This window comes from Paraburkholderia sp. DD10 (genome assembly GCF_049177125.1).
Taxonomy (GTDB): domain Bacteria; phylum Pseudomonadota; class Gammaproteobacteria; order Burkholderiales; family Burkholderiaceae; genus Paraburkholderia; species Paraburkholderia terricola.
Genome location: NZ_CP185392.1, coordinates 937,190 through 953,830 on the forward strand (window position 1 = coordinate 937,190; position 16,641 = coordinate 953,830).

General features: G+C 61.5%; 14 protein-coding genes and 1 pseudogene. 6 read left to right on the forward strand and 9 right to left on the reverse strand.

All coding sequences use genetic code 11. The annotated features are described in order from the left end of the window. Positions 1–25 precede the first annotated feature (25 nt). Positions 26–2,476 (reverse strand): TonB-dependent receptor, encoded by a 2,451-nt coding sequence (locus ACOCG7_RS04375; RefSeq protein WP_083086401.1) that lies wholly within the window; start codon positions 2,474–2,476, stop codon positions 26–28. Positions 2,477–2,558: 82 nt separating this feature from the next. Then, positions 2,559–2,960: a DUF2946 domain-containing protein gene (locus ACOCG7_RS04380; protein WP_073432528.1), complete on the reverse strand. Its 402-nt coding sequence runs from the start codon at positions 2,958–2,960 to the stop codon at positions 2,559–2,561. 239 nt (positions 2,961–3,199) lie between these two features. Here ACOCG7_RS04380 and ACOCG7_RS04385 point away from each other — a divergent pair, with 239 nt between their 5' ends. Beyond that, a complete protein-coding gene (locus ACOCG7_RS04385; protein ID WP_073432529.1) occupies positions 3,200–4,498 on the forward strand; it encodes an MFS transporter in 1,299 nt (432 codons plus the stop codon). A gap of 45 nt (positions 4,499–4,543) precedes the next feature. Beyond that, positions 4,544–5,323: a substrate-binding domain-containing protein gene (locus ACOCG7_RS04390; protein ID WP_421376969.1), complete on the forward strand. Its 780-nt coding sequence runs from the start codon at positions 4,544–4,546 to the stop codon at positions 5,321–5,323. A 258-nt stretch (positions 5,324–5,581) separates the two neighbouring features. On the opposite strand, the gene ACOCG7_RS04395 is transcribed toward ACOCG7_RS04390, so the two are convergent. Continuing rightward, a complete protein-coding gene (locus tag ACOCG7_RS04395; protein ID WP_421377680.1) occupies positions 5,582–7,516 on the reverse strand; it encodes an SMP-30/gluconolactonase/LRE family protein in 1,935 nt (644 codons plus the stop codon). A 597-nt stretch (positions 7,517–8,113) separates the two neighbouring features. Between ACOCG7_RS04395 and ACOCG7_RS04400 the strand changes: the two genes are divergently transcribed. Further along, the gene (locus tag ACOCG7_RS04400; RefSeq protein WP_073432532.1) at positions 8,114–8,497 is read left to right on the forward strand and encodes a hypothetical protein; all 384 of its coding nucleotides are present in this window, start codon (positions 8,114–8,116) and stop codon (positions 8,495–8,497) included. A gap of 187 nt (positions 8,498–8,684) precedes the next feature. Here the strand turns inward: ACOCG7_RS04400 and ACOCG7_RS04405 are convergent, their stop codons facing one another. Both ACOCG7_RS04405 and ACOCG7_RS04410 read right to left on the reverse strand, forming a co-directional pair. Then, entirely contained in the window at positions 8,685–9,143 is a 459-nt protein-coding gene (locus ACOCG7_RS04405; protein ID WP_159442610.1) for a hypothetical protein, read from the reverse strand. 142 nt (positions 9,144–9,285) lie between these two features. Next, the gene (locus ACOCG7_RS04410) at positions 9,286–10,713 is read right to left on the reverse strand and encodes a cytochrome P450 (protein WP_083086404.1); all 1,428 of its coding nucleotides are present in this window, start codon (positions 10,711–10,713) and stop codon (positions 9,286–9,288) included. A gap of 124 nt (positions 10,714–10,837) precedes the next feature. On the opposite strand from ACOCG7_RS04410, the pseudogene ACOCG7_RS04415 reads away from it, so the two are divergent. Beyond that, positions 10,838–11,160, forward strand: a pseudogene (locus ACOCG7_RS04415) (CoA transferase); the annotation flags it as partial. Between the two features lie 324 nt (positions 11,161–11,484). On the opposite strand, the gene ACOCG7_RS04420 reads toward ACOCG7_RS04415, so the two are convergent. The 3 genes from ACOCG7_RS04420 to ACOCG7_RS04430 are packed head-to-tail and all read right to left on the reverse strand — an operon-like array spanning position 11,485 to position 13,231. Then, positions 11,485–12,330 carry an MBL fold metallo-hydrolase gene (locus tag ACOCG7_RS04420; protein ID WP_073432534.1) on the reverse strand — a complete coding sequence of 282 codons (846 nt, stop codon included), beginning with the start codon at positions 12,328–12,330 and terminating at the stop codon, positions 11,485–11,487. Between the two features lie 21 nt (positions 12,331–12,351). After that, entirely contained in the window at positions 12,352–12,678 is a 327-nt protein-coding gene (locus ACOCG7_RS04425) for a hypothetical protein (protein WP_073432535.1), read from the reverse strand. Positions 12,679–12,685: 7 nt separating this feature from the next. After that, a complete protein-coding gene (locus tag ACOCG7_RS04430; protein WP_421376972.1) occupies positions 12,686–13,231 on the reverse strand; it encodes a sugar ABC transporter in 546 nt (181 codons plus the stop codon). A 166-nt stretch (positions 13,232–13,397) separates the two neighbouring features. Here ACOCG7_RS04430 and ACOCG7_RS04435 point away from each other — a divergent pair, with 166 nt between their 5' ends. Both ACOCG7_RS04435 and ACOCG7_RS04440 read left to right on the forward strand, forming a co-directional pair. Next, a complete protein-coding gene (locus tag ACOCG7_RS04435; RefSeq protein WP_073432537.1) occupies positions 13,398–14,291 on the forward strand; it encodes a LysR substrate-binding domain-containing protein in 894 nt (297 codons plus the stop codon). 355 nt (positions 14,292–14,646) lie between these two features. After that, on the forward strand, positions 14,647–15,918 hold the full coding sequence (locus ACOCG7_RS04440) for an IS256 family transposase (RefSeq protein WP_412534878.1): 1,272 nt from the start codon (positions 14,647–14,649) through the stop codon (positions 15,916–15,918). Positions 15,919–16,226: 308 nt separating this feature from the next. On the opposite strand, the gene ACOCG7_RS04445 is transcribed toward ACOCG7_RS04440, so the two are convergent. Then, positions 16,227–16,589 carry a winged helix-turn-helix transcriptional regulator gene (locus ACOCG7_RS04445; RefSeq protein ID WP_073432538.1) on the reverse strand — a complete coding sequence of 121 codons (363 nt, stop codon included), beginning with the start codon at positions 16,587–16,589 and terminating at the stop codon, positions 16,227–16,229. Between the last annotated feature and the right edge of the window lie 52 nt (positions 16,590–16,641).

Consider the following 16,641-nt stretch of genomic DNA (forward strand, 5'->3'; position numbering starts at 1 on the left):
GCCTACGCGTGGCAGCGCATCGCGTTCACATGCGCAGCTTCGCCTCGACGTAGAACGTGCGGCCCGGATACGGGTGATAAACGAAGTAGCGGGCATCGAACAGGTTGTCGACGCCGATGCCGATTTCACTCAGCTTCGTCGGCTTGAAGGTGAACTTCGCGTCGGCCACCGTGTACGAACTCGTGCCGCCGAACACGTCGGGATTCGTGTCGGTATTGGTGAGCGTGTTGTACTGGCGGCCCGAATAGCGCGCGGCGAGCGTGAGCGCCGCGCGTTCGTCGATGTGATAAGTCGCCGCGAGATTCACGCGCCACAGCGGAATGCGATAGAAGTACTTGCCGACCGTGGCCGGGTTTTGCGCGTTGGCGATGATCTTCGATTGCGTATAGGCCACGCTCGCCAGCAGATCGAGGCCGCGCACGAACACGTCCTCTCCCGAGTAGCTGGTTTCCACGCCGCGCGAGCGCACCTTGCCGATGTTCTGGAAGTTCGTCACGCTGGGAATCACGGTCGTATCGGTCTGACTGAAGATCGTGTTCTTCACGTCGTCCTGAAACAGCGAGAAGCGGAATACGCCATTCCAGTGTGCCCATTCGGCGCTCAGTTCTTTCGAAAGATCGTCTTCGGGCTTCAGGTTCGAGTTGTTGTTGACGATCGAGGCGCCGTTGATTTGCCCCTGGAACAATTCGCTGACAGTCGGAAACCGATAAGCGCGGCCGATGGAAGCGCGCAAGCTCAGGTCGTCGCTGACATCGAACGAGAGCGACGCTTTCGGCGAGAAATGCTGCTGGCTTGCATCGCGGTATGCAAGCCTTTTGCCGGGCAATGCCTGAGAACCGCCATAGGCTTGCCAGTCTTCATACCGCACGCCGTACACGAGCTTCCAGCGTGGCAGAAAACGCCAGGCGTCCTGCGCGTACAGCGCCTGGGTTTGCGTCTTGCCCGCGAATGCGTTGGCAAACGACGTGGCCGCGCCGTCGCGCCAGTTGAGCGTGTTGTAGCTCTTGTTGTCGAGGAAGTAGTTGTCGTAGTGATAGCCGAAACTCAGCGCGTGATTCGCGAGCCCGGCTTGTGTCACCGCGGGCGTGTAAGTGGTGCGCAGATCGAGCGTTTTCCAGCCCGTGCCGTCGCCGAGCATCATCGTGCCGGGGCCGTTGCCCGGCGCACCCGAGCTCGCGGTGCGCGCCACGCTGTTGCGGATGTCGTAGTAGGAAGCGATCGCCTCGCCGTTCCAGCCCGTGGCGTTGCGCGTTTTCAGCGACACGCCGTAGAGCCAGTTCTCGCTATGGCCGAGGCTCGGGGCGAATGCGGCGGCGGGAATCGTGTATTCGTAGCCGTCGATCGCAACCTTGCCGCTGTACACGGGGTTGCCGTTCGCGTCGCGCAGGAAACTCGACGTCGCGCTGTTATACGTTTGATGCCAGTAGCCGAGCGTGAAGCCGGCTTGCAGCGTCGGCGTGAAGTCGTATTGCATCTTCAGCCTGAACTGGTCCTGCACGGTGTGCTCGATGCCTTCGCCGTTCACGCCGAGCACCGCGGTCGGCGTATTGGTCTGGTTGTTGTAGAAGTGCGCGCCGCTCACCGGGGTATCGCCGGCGTTCGCGGGCGTGGTCGATTTGGCGAGCGTGGTGAATTGCAGCGGCTGGCTGGTGTTGTCCAGGTGGTTCACGCCGAGCCGATACGAGAACTTGCCGATCCGGTCGCCGATCGACGCACTCGCTTCGCTGCCGTTGAAGTTCTGATTCACGCCGAACAGGCTGAAGTGCTGGGTGAAGGCTTTGAGGTCCGCGTCGGCTTCGAATTTTTTCGGCATCCGCGTGCTGATGAGCACCGTGGCGCCGAGCGAATTGCCCGGATACAGCGCGGAAAACGGCCCGTAGATCACGTCGACCTGCTGGATCTCGTCGGGCGACACCATCGACCAGCGCGGCGGAAACGAAAAGCTGCTGCCGAGCAGATTGCTGAGCAGCAGACCGTCCGCATAGACGAGACCGCGCGCGCTCTGCGTGTTGCTCGTGCCGCGCACGGCGATGATCGCATTCAGGTCGCCGATGAAGCGCTTGCGCACCGCAAGGTTCGGCATGTACTTCAGCACGTCCTCGGTGTTGACGACGTTCCAGTTGTCGAACTGTTCGCGGGTCACCGTCTCGACGGACGCCGGCAGATTCGGGTCCACGGCGCGCGGCGTGCCGGCCGCATTCGCGCTGACCCTGACTGCCGGCAGCGTGGCGTCCGCGATTGCGTTCTCCGCATGAGCCGGCGACGGGATGAATGCCGGCACCAACGCCGGAACGAAGACGGATAAACAGCCGGGCAGATAGACGGTCGCGCCGGCAGGCCAGTACCGCGCCAAACAAGTGGGCAACTGAACCAAAGGATGCACTGAGAAGTGTGCGGGCCTAGACCGCGGCGAACGCCGCGCGGGCGCGCAACGGCGAGCGCGAAGGCACAGCCTTCGCAGAACGAGCTTGAACATGAACGTTTCCTCGATGCATTGAACAGGCGATCGCGCGCGCCCTCGACGGACGCGACGAATACGCAATCAGGAACAACGGCAATCAGGAAACGACAGGCGGGTCTCGGGGACGTCCGGACGGAAACGCGCCGAGCGGCGTGAAACGGGTGGAGAGGGTGGGCGGCGCGGTGCCGGCAAGCGCGAGCGGCGCCGGCAGATCGACGGCGGCAACAACCGACATCGCGACGTGATGTTCGAGCAGATGGCAGTAGCCGCACGCGCCGAAGGCGTCGTCGTGGCTGAGACTGACCGGCGCGGGGCCGGCCTGAGCGATCGCGCTCGCGTCGCTCGGCCCGCTCGGCTGAAGCGCCGAACAGAGCGCCGCAATGGGCTCATGCACACGGCTCGACGCCAGCATCTGACTCACGACCGGCGCGAACACGACGAGCCACATGGCGATCAGGCCAAGCCATGCGGTCAGGTGGTGGCGGGAGCGTGAAGTCATGATGGAGAGGATAAAGACGCCGGCGATTCTAGCATCGCCGGGCCGGATTTTGCCGCGCGATCCTCGTCATGCGGGCCGATCGGCGGACAGGATCTCCTGCATCGCCTGGCCGCCACTGATAACCCCCGCACATCAATCGTTCCAAAAATAGCACTTATCGTTTCGCGGCGTTCGGGCGAGTATTCGACAAACAACAATCCGCCGAGCACCGCAAGCTCAAAATTTCTGGAGACGTCTCGATGCATTCCCCCTCAACCTCCCTGGCCCCCGGGCAATCGAAGGCCTCCGCCGTACTTCGCGTGACGGCGGGCAACTTCCTGGAGCAGTTCGATTTCTTCCTGTTCGGCTTCTATGCCACGCAGATTGCCGCGGTCTTTTTCCCGGCGGGGAGCGAGTTCGCTTCGCTGATGATGACCTTCGCGGTCTTCGGCGCGGGCTTCCTGATGCGGCCTCTCGGCGCGATCATTCTCGGCGCGTATATCGACGATGTCGGCCGTCGCAAGGGCCTGATCCTCACGCTGTCGATCATGGCGAGCGGCACCATCCTGATCGCGTTCGTGCCCGGCTATGCAACGATCGGACTCGTTGCGCCGGCCCTGGTGCTGATCGGCCGTCTGCTGCAAGGCTTCTCGGCGGGTGCGGAGTTGGGCGGCGTGTCGGTCTATCTCGCCGAGATGGCGACGCCCGGCCGCAAGGGGTTCTTCACGAGCTGGCAGTCCGCCAGCCAGCAGGTGGCGATCGTGGTGGCAGCGGCACTCGGCTTCGCGCTCAACCAGTGGCTGGACACGGCGGCGATCGCCGCGTGGGGCTGGCGCGTGCCGTTCTTCGTCGGCTGCATGATCGTGCCTTTCATCTTCGTTCTTCGGCGCAATCTGGAGGAAACGCGGGAATTCAAACAGCGCCAGCATCGCCCGGGCATGAAGGAGGTTTTCGCCACGCTCGTGCAGCACTGGAATGTCGTGATCGCCGGCATGCTGCTGGTCGCGATGACCACCACGAGCTTCTATCTGATCACCGTGTATGCGCCGACCTTCGGCAAGACGGTCCTGCATCTGAGCACCGCCGACAGCCTGCTCGTCACGCTGTGCGTGGGGATCTCCAACTTCATCTGGCTGCCGGTCGGCGGCGCGTTGTCGGACCGGATCGGACGCCGTCCGCTCCTGCTCGGCATGACGGTCCTGGCGATTGCGACCGCCTACCCCGCGCTATCGCTGCTGGCTCACGCGCCGAGCTTCGTCAACATGCTGCTCGTGCTGCTCTGGCTCTCGTTCATGTATGGCATGTACAACGGCGCAATGATCGTCGCGCTCACCGAAGTGATGCCGGTCGAAGTGCGTGTCGCGGGATTCTCGCTGGCCTACAGCCTCGCCACGGCGGTCTTCGGCGGGTTCACGCCCGTCATCTCGACCGCGCTCATTCATACGACGGGCGACAAGGCCGCGCCCGGCTACTGGATGAGCTTCGCCGCGGTGTGCGGGCTAGGCGCCACGCTGGCACTGTATCGGCGCCGTGCCGTTCCGCTGCCTGCCGCTTCCTGAAGCATCGCTGCGCGCCTCGAATTTCAGACTGACATTCCTTCGACCATGAAATCCATTCTTCTGAAACTCTGCGCGGCGGCGCTGCTCGTCAGCGCCGTCGCGGCGAATGTGCAGGCCGCCGATCTGCACGTGATGACCTCGGGCGGCTTTACCGCCGCCTACAAGCTGCTCGGCCCGAAGTTCGCGGCGTCGACCGGCAACACGCTCGATACCGCGCTCGGCCCGTCGATGGGCAAGTCGCCGGAGGCCATTCCGAACCGTCTTCAGCGCGGCGAGCCTGCCGACGTGGTGATCATGGTCGGCTATGCACTCGACGACCTGATCAAGCAGGGCAAGGTGATGCCCGATTCGCGCGTCGAACTCGCGGATTCGCGCATCGGCATGGTCGTGCGCGACGGCGCGCCGAAGCCCGACATCGCGTCCGAGGCGGCGCTCAAGGAAACCTTGCTGCATGCCCGGTCGATCGCGTACTCGGATAGCGCGAGTGGCGTCTATGTCGAGCGCGAATTGTTCAGGCGGCTCGGCATCGAGGAACAGGTGAAAACCAGGGCGAGGATGATCCCGAAGATTCCGGTGGCGTCCGTGGTTGCGACCGGCGACTACGAAGTGGGTTTTCAGCAGGTGAGCGAGCTGCTGCCGATGAAGGGCGCGGCGTACGTCGGCAAGATTCCGGAGTCGATGCAGTCCGTCACGCGCTTTGCCGCGGGCATACCGGTCGGCGCGCAGCATCCGAAGGAGGCGAAAGCGCTGCTCGACTATCTCGCGTCGCCCGCCGTGCAGCCGGAAGTGACATCGACCGGGCTCGATTCCGTCGCCACGCATTGAGACAAAGGCAACGATTCAGCCCGGCAGGTCGGCGGGCTGATCGAAGGTTCTTCTGGCTGATGCGCCAGGCACAAGGCGTTCTTCAGGCGAGAGCGGACCCGGCAAAAGTCCTCGGTCTCGAGCGCTTCATTCGCTCGAAACAGAAGTTCTATTGCGCGGTTCCACGACGGTGTAGAAAACCCGATTTGCACCCGCTCTGTTCAGCACAAGTGCCAATCCGCGCCGGGGCCTCTCTCATGGACTGGACTGAGCGCACGATCACGGCGTCCAGCGATAAACGGTGATGCTGGAACCCTTGACGTTGTTCTTCGTGACTACGTACTCGCCGGTCGATCGAAGATAGGCCCTCACGCCGTACATCGAATCGAGGGCGCTGCTGGCGTCCACGGTACTGCTATTGGTGTTGATCAGTGTGGCGTCGAGGTTGCCGGTAGCGAGGTTAAAGGCGTCGATGTTCGGCCTGGCCGGCCCGCTGCCACCGAACCAGTAGCCGACGAAGAGATGGTTGCCGGCCGCGGCAATCGACTTGGCGCCGGCGTTAGCGAGGTTGATCACCGGGTTCGGCGCGGTGGTGTTGCCCGCGCTCCAGCCGTGATACACCTCGATCCGCGTGCCGATCGACGTCCAGTCCGTGCTCCCCACGATGCCCTGTCCGAGAATCATGGTGTCGCTGTCCGCCAGGTAGATGATGCGCGTCAACGGCTGGATGCTGGCGGGAATGCGGACCGGGATACCGGACCCCCATGCTGGCTTGCCGCTGGCGTCGAAGCGGGTCAAGGGATAGTGGTAGATATAACCGGTCCTGTCCAGACCGGCCCACACGCCCCCCTTGCTGTCGATGCAGAATCCGTTTCTGACCGGTGCTGTCGTATTGAACGCCGTACCGGGAAGGGCGGCGTCCGGTATCGCGATGTAGCCATTCGCAGCGTTGAAGTGGAAGAAGTAGAACGTATCGGGATTCTGGCTGGACACCACGAGAATCCGGTTGCCGCCCACGCTGGCAAGTTGACCGAAGTGCTCATCCCGTGCGCGATCGTTGAAGTTGACGCGCGGGTCCGACGGATAGGCGAACGGATCGACGGTATTCGCGACGAAGGTGCCGCCTGCGGTGCCGGCGTGAATGCTGGTGCCGCCATAGAACAACGCGCCATCGGTGGCCGGGTCCGGCGCGGCGACGCCCTCGAAGTTCAGGGACTGAAGCGTCCACTGCAAGTTGCCGGCGGCGCCATACGCGTAAATGTCGGTGCCGCCGTCGCGGCCGAGGTCCCAGCTTCCTCCCCACGGGTTGTTGAGCACGTAGAGGTTGCCGGCGGTGTCCTTGCCGATGCCCGTGACGCGGGTGAAGCGCTTCGCACCGACCTGGCCTTTGATTCCCGTCGTGGTGTCGAGATAACCGCCCTGAATGCCGAATGTACCGGCCAATGTGGGCGTGCCCGAGAGCTTGTAGCGCTTGATATTCATGTCAGGGCCCTCGTCGCCGACCATGAGTTGCCCCGATGAGGCATCGGAATAGAGCGCCGATGGCTGCGAGTCGACAGGCATCTGGATGGTATTCAGCAGGGCGCCGGTTGGACTGAACTCGACGATCGTGCCCGTCTTCTTCTGTGCAACCCAGACGTTGCCCGCGCCATCCAGGGCGAGCGCGCCCGGACTCGCGACGTTGATGTCGCGCTTCCACACACCGTCGGTGGTGAAGACCCGGACGCGATTGCCAAAGAAGTCGCTCGCATAGAGCAGCGAACCGGCGGTGGCGAGTCCGGTGACGACATCGACCCGAGGCTGGTTGCTCAACGCACTGACCTGAATCAAAAGATCGCGGGTCCTGGTGGTACGGTTGTAGCGTCCCACCGCGCCGCTTCCGTAGGCGCTGCTGTACTGCAGCGCCGCGAAAATCGAAGCGGCGTTTCCGGTAATGGCGCTGCCCTGGAACTCACCGTGAGTCCCGATCGAGCCGGCGCTGCGACCGTTCTGGTAGATGGCGACGCCGCCCTCGTACTCGTCCCACATGGAGGCCGTATAGATCACCCCCTCGGGCGCGACCCACATGGCACGCGCAGTGTTGCCCACGTGGCCGGCGAGGGTGCCATAGGTGTTCGCCAGCCAGTCGGTGGTGTTTTGCGCCTGACAGGCCGGTGCAAACGCGGCGATCGCCAGGGCGAGGAACACAGCACGAATCCGATTCTTCTCGACCATGGCCGATGCTCTCCGAAAGGTGGCGATCATTCACTTGGATCGACTCCGAGGAATGGGCGAGACCCCGCGAGCGCTTGCACGGTCGCATAGACAGGTGACTCATGTATGAACATATGCAACTCATCGCGCCTTTACAAGCTCGCCGCATGGGTTATGCGCCGCCGCTATCTGCCACCGCCGTCCAGCGCGCGTCTGCCAATATGCCTGTGCGCAGGCCGTCGTTATCAGCGACCACAGCGGATGCCATCCGGTTGAGATGAGCAGCCCTGCCACTGAGAGCAGCGCGAAACAGTCTTTAACCCCGGTTGCTTACGTTGCACTTGCAGCGAAGAGCGCCATGCTGGAACAGGGCAGTCAAACGCGTGGAGGACGATCGTGATCGCGAACCGGGCGAATCCGCTCCGACCGATGCCCCGATCATGGCGACGTTGTGACCGCGTACCGCGATCAAGTCGACCCGCGGCTGAGGGTTTTCCTTGGGGAGTGAATAAGGGTGACGTTCAACCTCGAGCGCGCAGAACAGGCACGGCAACAATGCCGATGGTTGGGCGAGGGCGGTCATGCTAGGATTTCCCGCAAACAACTCAGGAGACTGCTATGCCGTTCATCTGCGAAAACGTTGAATGTCGCGCCGTGCTGGCCCGCGGGCAGGTCGGCTCCATTCATGAGAACGAGGGGTGGTGCTTCTATTGCCCAGACTGCAAGGTGAGAAACGAGTTGAAGGACATTGCCGTGCCGGGCGGTCCTGTTGAGTTGGTTCAACCGGAGAGATCTGGTCTTCCGCACAAAGTGATTGCAACTGCTCGACCACTGGAGGACGGCAGGTACTCGGCGCAGTTGCGCATACAAAGAGCACTCGGTATGAAGGGGACTTACGCGACCGAGGAGAATTGGGAACAGCTCGGTGTGTTCCTTGACGCGCAGGAGGCCGTCGCTCATGCGAAGTCCATTGCGGCAGACTGGCTGAACCGAAAGGCCTAGCCCGAGTGAGTGGAACGCTGGATTCAGCTGTGCGCGGATCTTTACGGCTGGCGCGACCGTAGATCCGCCGACAACCTGGTGCTGTCCGGCGCCGGTGCCGTGAAGGTAGCGGTTCAGCCTTCGGTACGCTCAATGAGCGACACCAATGGAACCGCTCAACGCTGAAACACTCGGCCAGACACATCACTCACGAAGCTTCGACGGCAGCGAGTTTCACAAATAGTCGGGCTGCTTCGTTGCCATGGGACAAGGCACGCAGTGCAAGCGAGAGCGCTAGCTGCGCGTCGTGGGCGACTGCGCTACGGTTTTGATCGAAGAGCTTGACGGCATGACGCATATGCAGTGCCGCCTGGTCGTGAAGCTCTGCTGCCGTTGCGTGATGTTTTGCCGCAATTTCGTTGTTTTTGTCAGAGCCGGTCGATGCAGGCGTTATCGGCGGCGTAGTGGCGCTGTGTGCACCGGCCTCGTGTGCCTGATCGATCGCGTACAAGGTGTGGCCGTAGGCCATCATCGACTGGTGTGCGGCGTGGGCATAGTCTTTACCGGCCTCGAAATGCCGCGACGCCTCGCGGTGATATCGTGCCGCCTTCTCGTGATGTGACGCTGCGGCTTCCAGATGTTCTTTTTTGTTGTGCTTCGTGTTCATATCGGCTCCTGTAAGACTCACTCCGATGGCGACCGATTGGAAGACGCCGTGGCGGGTCGGAGGCCACTGGATTCGAATTTACACGCACTTGCGCTCCTGCGCGCACCGGAACCGGATCGATCGGATGCGCGGGGCGAAAAATCTAGGCGGTCCGTGCGGTCAGACGCACCGGCATGGCACTCGGAACCATGGTGAAGGCCGTGACCTCCCGGATCGTACCTGGATCGACAGCCATCTGAATCGAGAAGTTCGCCATCAGCATCGACAGCACCAGGCGCATTTCGACCGCAGCCAGGTAACGTCCCGGACACACACGCGGCCCCGCGCCGAATTGCAGGTACGCGCGCGGGTCGTGCGCTGTACGCGGGCGGCTCCCGTCATGCAGCCAGCGATCAGGGTCGAATTGCAACGGATTCGAGAAATTTTTCTCGTCGAGTGTCGCGGGCCGATTCAGGAAAAACATCTTCGTGCCAGCCGGCAGCATGATGTCGGCGAGACACACATCCTCCAATGGCTCGAACGAGTTCACCGCGGCGACAGGACGCAGCCTTCCGGTCTCCGTGCAGACAGCCTCGAACAGATCCAGTTGCTTCAACGACGTGAAGTCCGGGCAAACGGATTCCGAGCCGAGCACACCGCGCGCTGAGTCGAAGAGCCTCTGTTGCAAGGCCGGATCTGCGGCAATGTATAGCAAAGCCCACGCTATCGAATTTGCCGTCGTGTCTTCGCCCGCCAGCAGTAGCGTCAGAACATTGGCGGCGACCTGGTCGTCGGTGACGCCGGAGCCGGGCGTGTCGCGCATGGCCAGCATCGCTTCGAGGAGATGACGTGGCGACTCCGACGGTTCATCGCGCATCCGTTCACGTGCCCGGCTCATCATGCTGCGCACATATCGGTGAACTTCGACCAGGGAGCGGTCGAGTTGGCGGTCCCGAGGGAGCTTGACATACCGCCAGTACGGAAAAGGCGCGTTGATGCGATTCATCAGCATCGGAAAGATAAGCGCGAGATGTTCCTGTATGACACCCCGGTCCTGTTCCAGGGTTCGCGGGTCCTCGCCAAAAGCAAGAGCACTGGTGACATCCACCGTGTACCGCTTCAGATCGTCAGTCATCTCGACGACCTTGCCGTGCGCCGCGGCGCTTTGCCAACGTCGGTAAAGCCTCTCCGTGGTGGCCTTGAGACCGGGATAAAACGCCTTGATATTCGGGATGGACAACGATTGCATGATCAGTTTCCGTTGAGGCGCCCAAGCTGCGCCCTCGGCAGAAAACAGTCCGTTGGTGCCGATTTCCTCCAGCACCGGCTCGATCGATGCATAACGGCGATACCGGTGCGGACGTTCGCGCATGATGGCCTGGCACAGTTCCGGATCGGTCCACACTGTCACAGGCATCCGGCAGATCTGGAACCTGAAAGGCGAGCCGAGTTCCTGGGCCCATTGTTCGAGCACGAGATGAAGGCGGGTCGGCGATAGCTGATGAAGGTTGCCGACAAAAGGCAGACCCTTCGGGCACGGAAGATCGGAAACCTGCCTGCACCGGACGCGGGAACTTGACACTGTATCCATCAGATACCTCTTGTTTTGCGGTTCCTTGATTGGATGGCCGGCAACCGGCGCTGACCGTCAGTCATTCAGGATAGATCATCCTGCGCGCGGTTGGGGGGCAATGGCGGTGAGCGCGTGCGGCCTGATGCTCGGCGATATGTACACGGGTATTCACGCCGTGGCCGCGATCAACGCCGAGTTGCTCGGTCGTGTGAAGAGCGTCGCGGCCAGCACATCGACATGGCTCTCTACGACACGCTGGTGTCGATGCACGAATACGCGGTGCAGTGCTACACGATGCAAGGCATCGTCCCTGAGCAGACCGGTCACGACATGCCTACGTCGACGCTCTATGGCGTGTTCCGCGCCGCGGATGGCGACCTCGTGATCGCCGCACAGGTGGACGACCCGTGGGAGCGTTTCGCCGCCCTGGTCGAAATGCATGGCGGACCTGCCGGGTTCGGTGCGGGTGGCGCGGTGCGCGGCGCATTGCTGCCGTTGATCGCCGACCGCCAGCAGGCAGGGAACGGCCTGGAGCCGCCGTTCGCATGGGTCGTCCCTCGGACGTTCAAGCGTCGGCTTCACCCCGTAACCGGCCATCCGCTTGACAAAGACAAACGCTCCTTCGTCAACCGAAGCGGCCGCTCAGTTAGTGCAGTGAGAACGTCCCTTAATAAACACGAAGCTAAACACGGAGCGGCCACGGCTGTTGTCACGGCATCGCACTGTTCGTCGTTGCTCCGGTGCGTAGTGCCGGAGTGGTATCAGACATAGTCACTTCTGTGCGCGGCCTCATGCTTCGGTCTCATAACGCAGACCGTAGCTCCCGCTCGTTCGCTTGATTCGCGCGAAGCCGAGTTCCCCGAAATGCATACCTGCGATCAAAAGTCCCTCCGAACTGACCAGGTCCAGAAGCCGTGATCGTGTGGCGGCTGCCAGGGAAGGGTCCTGATCGAATGCGATCGATACGTCCGGCCGTTCAATCTGGATGTGCGGGAAATGAACAATGTCTCCCCAAACAAGCAGGCCCTGATCAGGGGATTCGACAAGATATCCGGAGTGTCCATCGGTGTGTCCCGGTAGCGGCATCGCTCTGATACCGGGAAGCACTTCTCCGTCATCGAAAGTGCGAAGCTTGTCGCGGTAGCCGTCGAATACTCGACGCGCTATCAGGAAGTTACCGCGGGCACGCTCGCTGGCACGACTTAGGTTTCCGTCATCCTGCCAGAATGCGACCTCTTGCTGATGAGCAACAAGCTCCGCATTCGGAAAGGTAATTTGTCCGGCTGTGTCCACTAGCCCGCCGACATGGTCGGGATGGGCGTGTGTGAGCAGGATCGTGTCGATCTCGGATGGTTCGACGCCAGCAAGCGATAAATGGGTTCTCAGGCGGCCGCCCCATTGCTTGATGCCTCCCGCCCCACCGTCGATGAGAATCGTGCGGCCCGCTCCGCGTACTACATAGCAGTTGATATGTACGGCGGAAGGCTCCTTCTGCCCTGCATCACTTTGCATTCTTGATGCCTCGGACGGGGCGATGTTCGAGAGGAAGTCCAGACTAGCGGTAAGGTAGCCGTCGCTGATTGCGGTGATCGTGAAATCCCCGGCTCGCTGACTTGGAAAGGCAAAGGTGGACACAATTCTTCTCCGGAAGACTTTTTAGTTTCGGGCGTGAAGGTTCGATGCGGCATACCCAAAACAACGGATGCGCGCCGTGAAACCCGTGCGGTGCGCAATGGCATCGTCCAGGGCTTCCATGAACTGGTTCATCACCGAAGGCGTGCGAAACGTCTCAAGGCGATATTGGATTTCCGCGAAGACGGGATGTCCGTGCCCATGCCGAACGTCGACATAGACGACATGAACGTTTTCGAGCGCCGCTTCAAGGACACTCGTACAGAGTACGATGCAGTCGCTGGAAAGTTCGGCAAGCCTCTCATCAGACGGCATTTGCCCGGTAGGAATATAGAAAGTGACATTGGGCATCGCGGACCTATTTTTCCTGTCCGGTCGAAACGGTGCAGGAGCGTATCAGTTGTTCCGTCATCGGCGCGTAGAGGTGGACGCCTTCCGACATGCTCTCGACAAGTTGAGCGTTTCGCCGAGGCAGTCTTGCGAGCCAACGGCGGTCCGGAAACTTCTCCAGCGCGACTGCTCGCATGGCCAACGGTGTGAGGCCCATCTGGATCAGAGGTTCGGGGCCGCCTGCGCAAAGCACGAGGAGTTCGTCAGCATTGACCGCCGGCGCAAGGCCGATATCGCTGTAGAGATTTCTATGCCAGTCGGTGATGTGTTGCTGCCACCTTGCAAAATTGCCACCGCCTTTCTGGCGATATTCCTCTCCCGTCAGAACATCGAGACCGTCAATCGTGTGGACGGCGAGGTAGACCGGGCAACCGTCGCTTAACGACTTGAAGCGCTGCGATGTGTGAAAGCCACTAACCGAGATGAGGGCGGGCAGCTTTTCAAGGCTGTAGAAGTCATTCCATTCGGCTTCGCTGTTGGCATCGGCGAAGCTGCATTCCACGGTGTAGATCATCAGATTATCCTTCGTGACGGCTGGGACATAGTGCAGCAAGCGACCCATGTTCATTGCAGTAACGTAATGCTAATCTGATGTTTTCCGCGTATATAGCGATATAAAGTCAGCCTTCAGTGATGTTTGCTCAAGCTGGTCGAACGCATTCCAACCGGCGAGACTTTCGATGCGACGTAAGATTCCAAGCAATTCCGCGCTCTTGGCTTTTGAGGCTGCGGCTCGACACGGCAGCTTCGCCCGCGCGGCCGAGGAGTTGGCGCTGACCGAGGGCGCCATCAGTCGTCAGATCGGTCGCCTGGAGGCGTTTTTGGGTGTCGCGCTGTTCGAGCGCGTTGGAAATCGGGTGAGGCTTGCGCCCAGCGGCACGCGATACGCGTTGCAGGTTCGCGAGGTTCTGGATCGACTGGAACGGGACAGCCTATATCTGATGGGGCAGCCCATCGAGGGCGCGAGCATTGATATCGCCGCCATTCCGACCTTCGCCACCCGTTGGCTTATCCCTCGGCTGAAACGCTTTCAGAATATGCATCCGAACATCACCGTGCATATCGCCGAGCGGATGGAGCCCTTCATTCTTGCGGGTAGCGGTTTCGATGCAGCAATCCATTTTGGGCATCCAGCATGGGCGGGTATGCATCTACATCACCTGCTGGAGGAGGTGCTTGTGCCCGTCTGTAGTCCGGCGCTCCTCGCGGACGCCGCTGCGAACCTGTCGCTCGACGAGCTGCCACGCCTTCACAGGCGGCAAAATCCGGACGCGTGGCAGCTTTATGCACAAGAGGCCGGCATCGTGCTGACCAATTCGGCGGTTGGCGCACGTTACGATCTCCATTCGATGCTGATAGAGGCGGCGGTGGCTGGCCTGGGTGTCGCGTTGGTGCCGCGTCTTTACATCGGGGCAGAGCTTGAACAAGGCCGTTTGGTCGCGCCTTGGCCTGACGGCAAAGCGATTACCAAAAACTTCTGCCTCGTTCTTCCAGAGCCGATCGAGTTGAGTGAGGAGCCACTACTGGCATTTGCGAAATGGATTCTTCACGAAGCCCGGGGCTTGGCGGCTTAAAGCAGCGCCTGACGTTCATCACAAGATAGCCATCCTGCAGAGTTGCCATCGCCGGGTGGTCGCCTCGCTTCGAACTGACCGTCGCGAGTCGACGAACGGCCGTTGTACCTTGAAAGCCGTCGTAGATGTGGCACTGGGTCGACGGGCAGTCCGTGTCGGGCACGGACTGCCGGGTAGCGCGCGGCGTGAAAAACCACGAGCGCTGGAAGACAATGGACAAGGTTCGGCCACAAAGAACCGTTCGACAGTGTTGCCTAAATTGTCGACAGTGGGTTGCAGACAACTTCTTCTAGCGCAAAGGACCTATCCGTAATTTCGTGGGCGAGGCATATCATGAAGGATCAAAGTCATGGATATGCCGATGAAGAAGAAACGCACCGTCGCTTCGCAGGCAGCGGCCCGAGGGCCGCTGCCTGCCCTGCCTGAAGCGCTGCTCGATGAACTGGTCAAGGGGCCGATGACGCCCGCCGAGGTCCAGGACCTGATGCTCGCGTTCAACAAGGCGCTCATCGAGCGCGCGATGGGCGCCGAGATGAACATGCATCTGGGCTACCGGCCCGGTCAGCCCAAACCCTCCGAGCAGACCAACGAACGCAATGGCGCCAGCGGCAAGACGGTGATCACCGAGCGCGGCCCGCTCAGGGTCGATCTGCCGCGCGATCGCGAGGGGAGTTTCGAGCCGCTGCTGATTCCCAAACACGAGCGCCGTTTCACGGGCTTCGACGAACGCATCATCGCGATGTACGCGCGGGGCATGAGCGTGCGCGAAATCCAGGCGTTCCTGGCCGAGAGCTATGGCACCGGGGTCTCCCCCGACTTCATCAGTTCGGTCACTGACGAGGTGATGGCCGAGACGCTCGCCTGGCAGAGCCGCCCGCTCGAGGCGATGTATCCGGTGGTGTTCTTCGACGCGCTGCGCGTGAAGATCCGCGACGACGGCGTGGTGAGCAACAAGGCCGTCTATCTGGCGCTGGGCATCCAGGCCGATGGCCAGCGCGACGTGCTCGGCCTGTGGATCGAACAGACCGAGGGCGCGAAGTTCTGGCTCAAGGTGTTCAATGAACTGAAGACGCGCGGCTGCCAGGACATCCTGATCGCGGTGGTCGACGGCCTGAAGGGCCTGGCCGGGGCGATCGGCACGGCGTACCCGCGCACGACCGTGCAGACCTGCATCGTGCACCTGATCCGCAACAGTCTGGAGTACGCGAGCTACAAGGACCGCAAGAGCGTCGCCGCGGCGCTGCGTCCGATCTATGCAGCCGCGAGCGAACCGGCCGCCCTGCAGGCCCTGGAGGCCTTCGCCGAAGGCCCATGGGGAGCGAAGTACCCGACGATCGTGCAGTCGTGGCGACGAGCGTGGGAGAACGTCACGCCGTTCTTCGTGTTTCCCCCCGAGATACGCCGGGTCGTGTACACCACAAACGCCATTGAGAGTCTGAACATGCAGCTGCGCAAGATCATCAAGACCCGCGGCCACTTCCCCAACGACGAGGCCGCCATCAAGCTGCTCTGGCTGGCGCTGCGCAACGTGCTGGCAAAATCAGTACGGGCGGCATTCGACTGGTCATCCGCCATGAACCAGTTTGCTATCCTGTTTGGTGAGCGATTCACCAACGCACGCGGGTAACTCCGCCCATCGCCTCGCACACAAAAATGCGGACAGGTTCAGCGCAAATCAAACGCCTCTATATCTTCCATCGCACTCGGGTCGCTTACGCTGGATTTCGACGCAGCAATGATCATGGTGCCGAGCAACGGCGACTACGATTGGATGAATGAGGATTGGACAGATACACAGCAGGAGATTGAAGTCATTCAAGGTGAGACATCGGCCACCGTCACTGGATTGACGGGGAGATCTGCACAGACCGGCCCACATGTAATCGAAATGCTTTCGCCTCGCATCGTCCGACCCGGCGGTTCTTCAGCATCCCGCTAGGACAACGCGTCGCGCTCGGCGAAGATGCTTGCCATTTCCGCTGCGTTCTCGGTTCCCCAAGTGCACAGCGGGACGATCGCGTCGGCCAGGCTGCGACCGAGCGGGGTCAGCGCGTAGTCCACACGCGGCGGCACTTCCTTGTAGTCGGTCCGCGCTACCACGCGATCGGCCTCCAGATCTTTCAATTGCTGGATCAGCACCTTGTCGCTGACGCCCTGGGTCAAGCGCTTGAGCTCGCCGTAGCGCTTCGGGCCGTCGCGCAGAAAAAACAGGATCAGCGGTTTCCACTTGCCCGAGATGATGCGGAGCGTGGCGTTGAGTCCGCAGCCGGTATCGCAGATTTGAGAGGGCGTCGTCATGTTTTGATACTTACCAAAAAGTGCATACTTGTCCTCAAGTTACCAGAACAGC

Coding starts and splice junctions, on each gene's coding strand:
- ACOCG7_RS04375 (WP_083086401.1), bottom strand. CDS start 2,476: ATGTTCAAGCTCGTTCTGCGAAGGCTGTGCCTTCGCGCTCGCCGTTGC.
- ACOCG7_RS04380 (WP_073432528.1), bottom strand. CDS start 2,960: ATGACTTCACGCTCCCGCCACCACCTGACCGCATGGCTTGGCCTGATC.
- ACOCG7_RS04385 (WP_073432529.1), top strand. CDS start 3,200: ATGCATTCCCCCTCAACCTCCCTGGCCCCCGGGCAATCGAAGGCCTCC.
- ACOCG7_RS04390 (WP_421376969.1), top strand. CDS start 4,544: ATGAAATCCATTCTTCTGAAACTCTGCGCGGCGGCGCTGCTCGTCAGC.
- ACOCG7_RS04395 (WP_421377680.1), bottom strand. CDS start 7,516: ATGGTCGAGAAGAATCGGATTCGTGCTGTGTTCCTCGCCCTGGCGATC.
- ACOCG7_RS04400 (WP_073432532.1), top strand. CDS start 8,114: ATGCCGTTCATCTGCGAAAACGTTGAATGTCGCGCCGTGCTGGCCCGC.
- ACOCG7_RS04405 (WP_159442610.1), bottom strand. CDS start 9,143: ATGAACACGAAGCACAACAAAAAAGAACATCTGGAAGCCGCAGCGTCA.
- ACOCG7_RS04410 (WP_083086404.1), bottom strand. CDS start 10,713: ATGGATACAGTGTCAAGTTCCCGCGTCCGGTGCAGGCAGGTTTCCGAT.
- ACOCG7_RS04425 (WP_073432535.1), bottom strand. CDS start 12,678: ATGCCCAATGTCACTTTCTATATTCCTACCGGGCAAATGCCGTCTGAT.
- ACOCG7_RS04430 (WP_421376972.1), bottom strand. CDS start 13,231: ATGATCTACACCGTGGAATGCAGCTTCGCCGATGCCAACAGCGAAGCC.
- ACOCG7_RS04435 (WP_073432537.1), top strand. CDS start 13,398: ATGCGACGTAAGATTCCAAGCAATTCCGCGCTCTTGGCTTTTGAGGCT.
- ACOCG7_RS04440 (WP_412534878.1), top strand. CDS start 14,647: ATGCCGATGAAGAAGAAACGCACCGTCGCTTCGCAGGCAGCGGCCCGA.
- ACOCG7_RS04445 (WP_073432538.1), bottom strand. CDS start 16,589: ATGACGACGCCCTCTCAAATCTGCGATACCGGCTGCGGACTCAACGCC.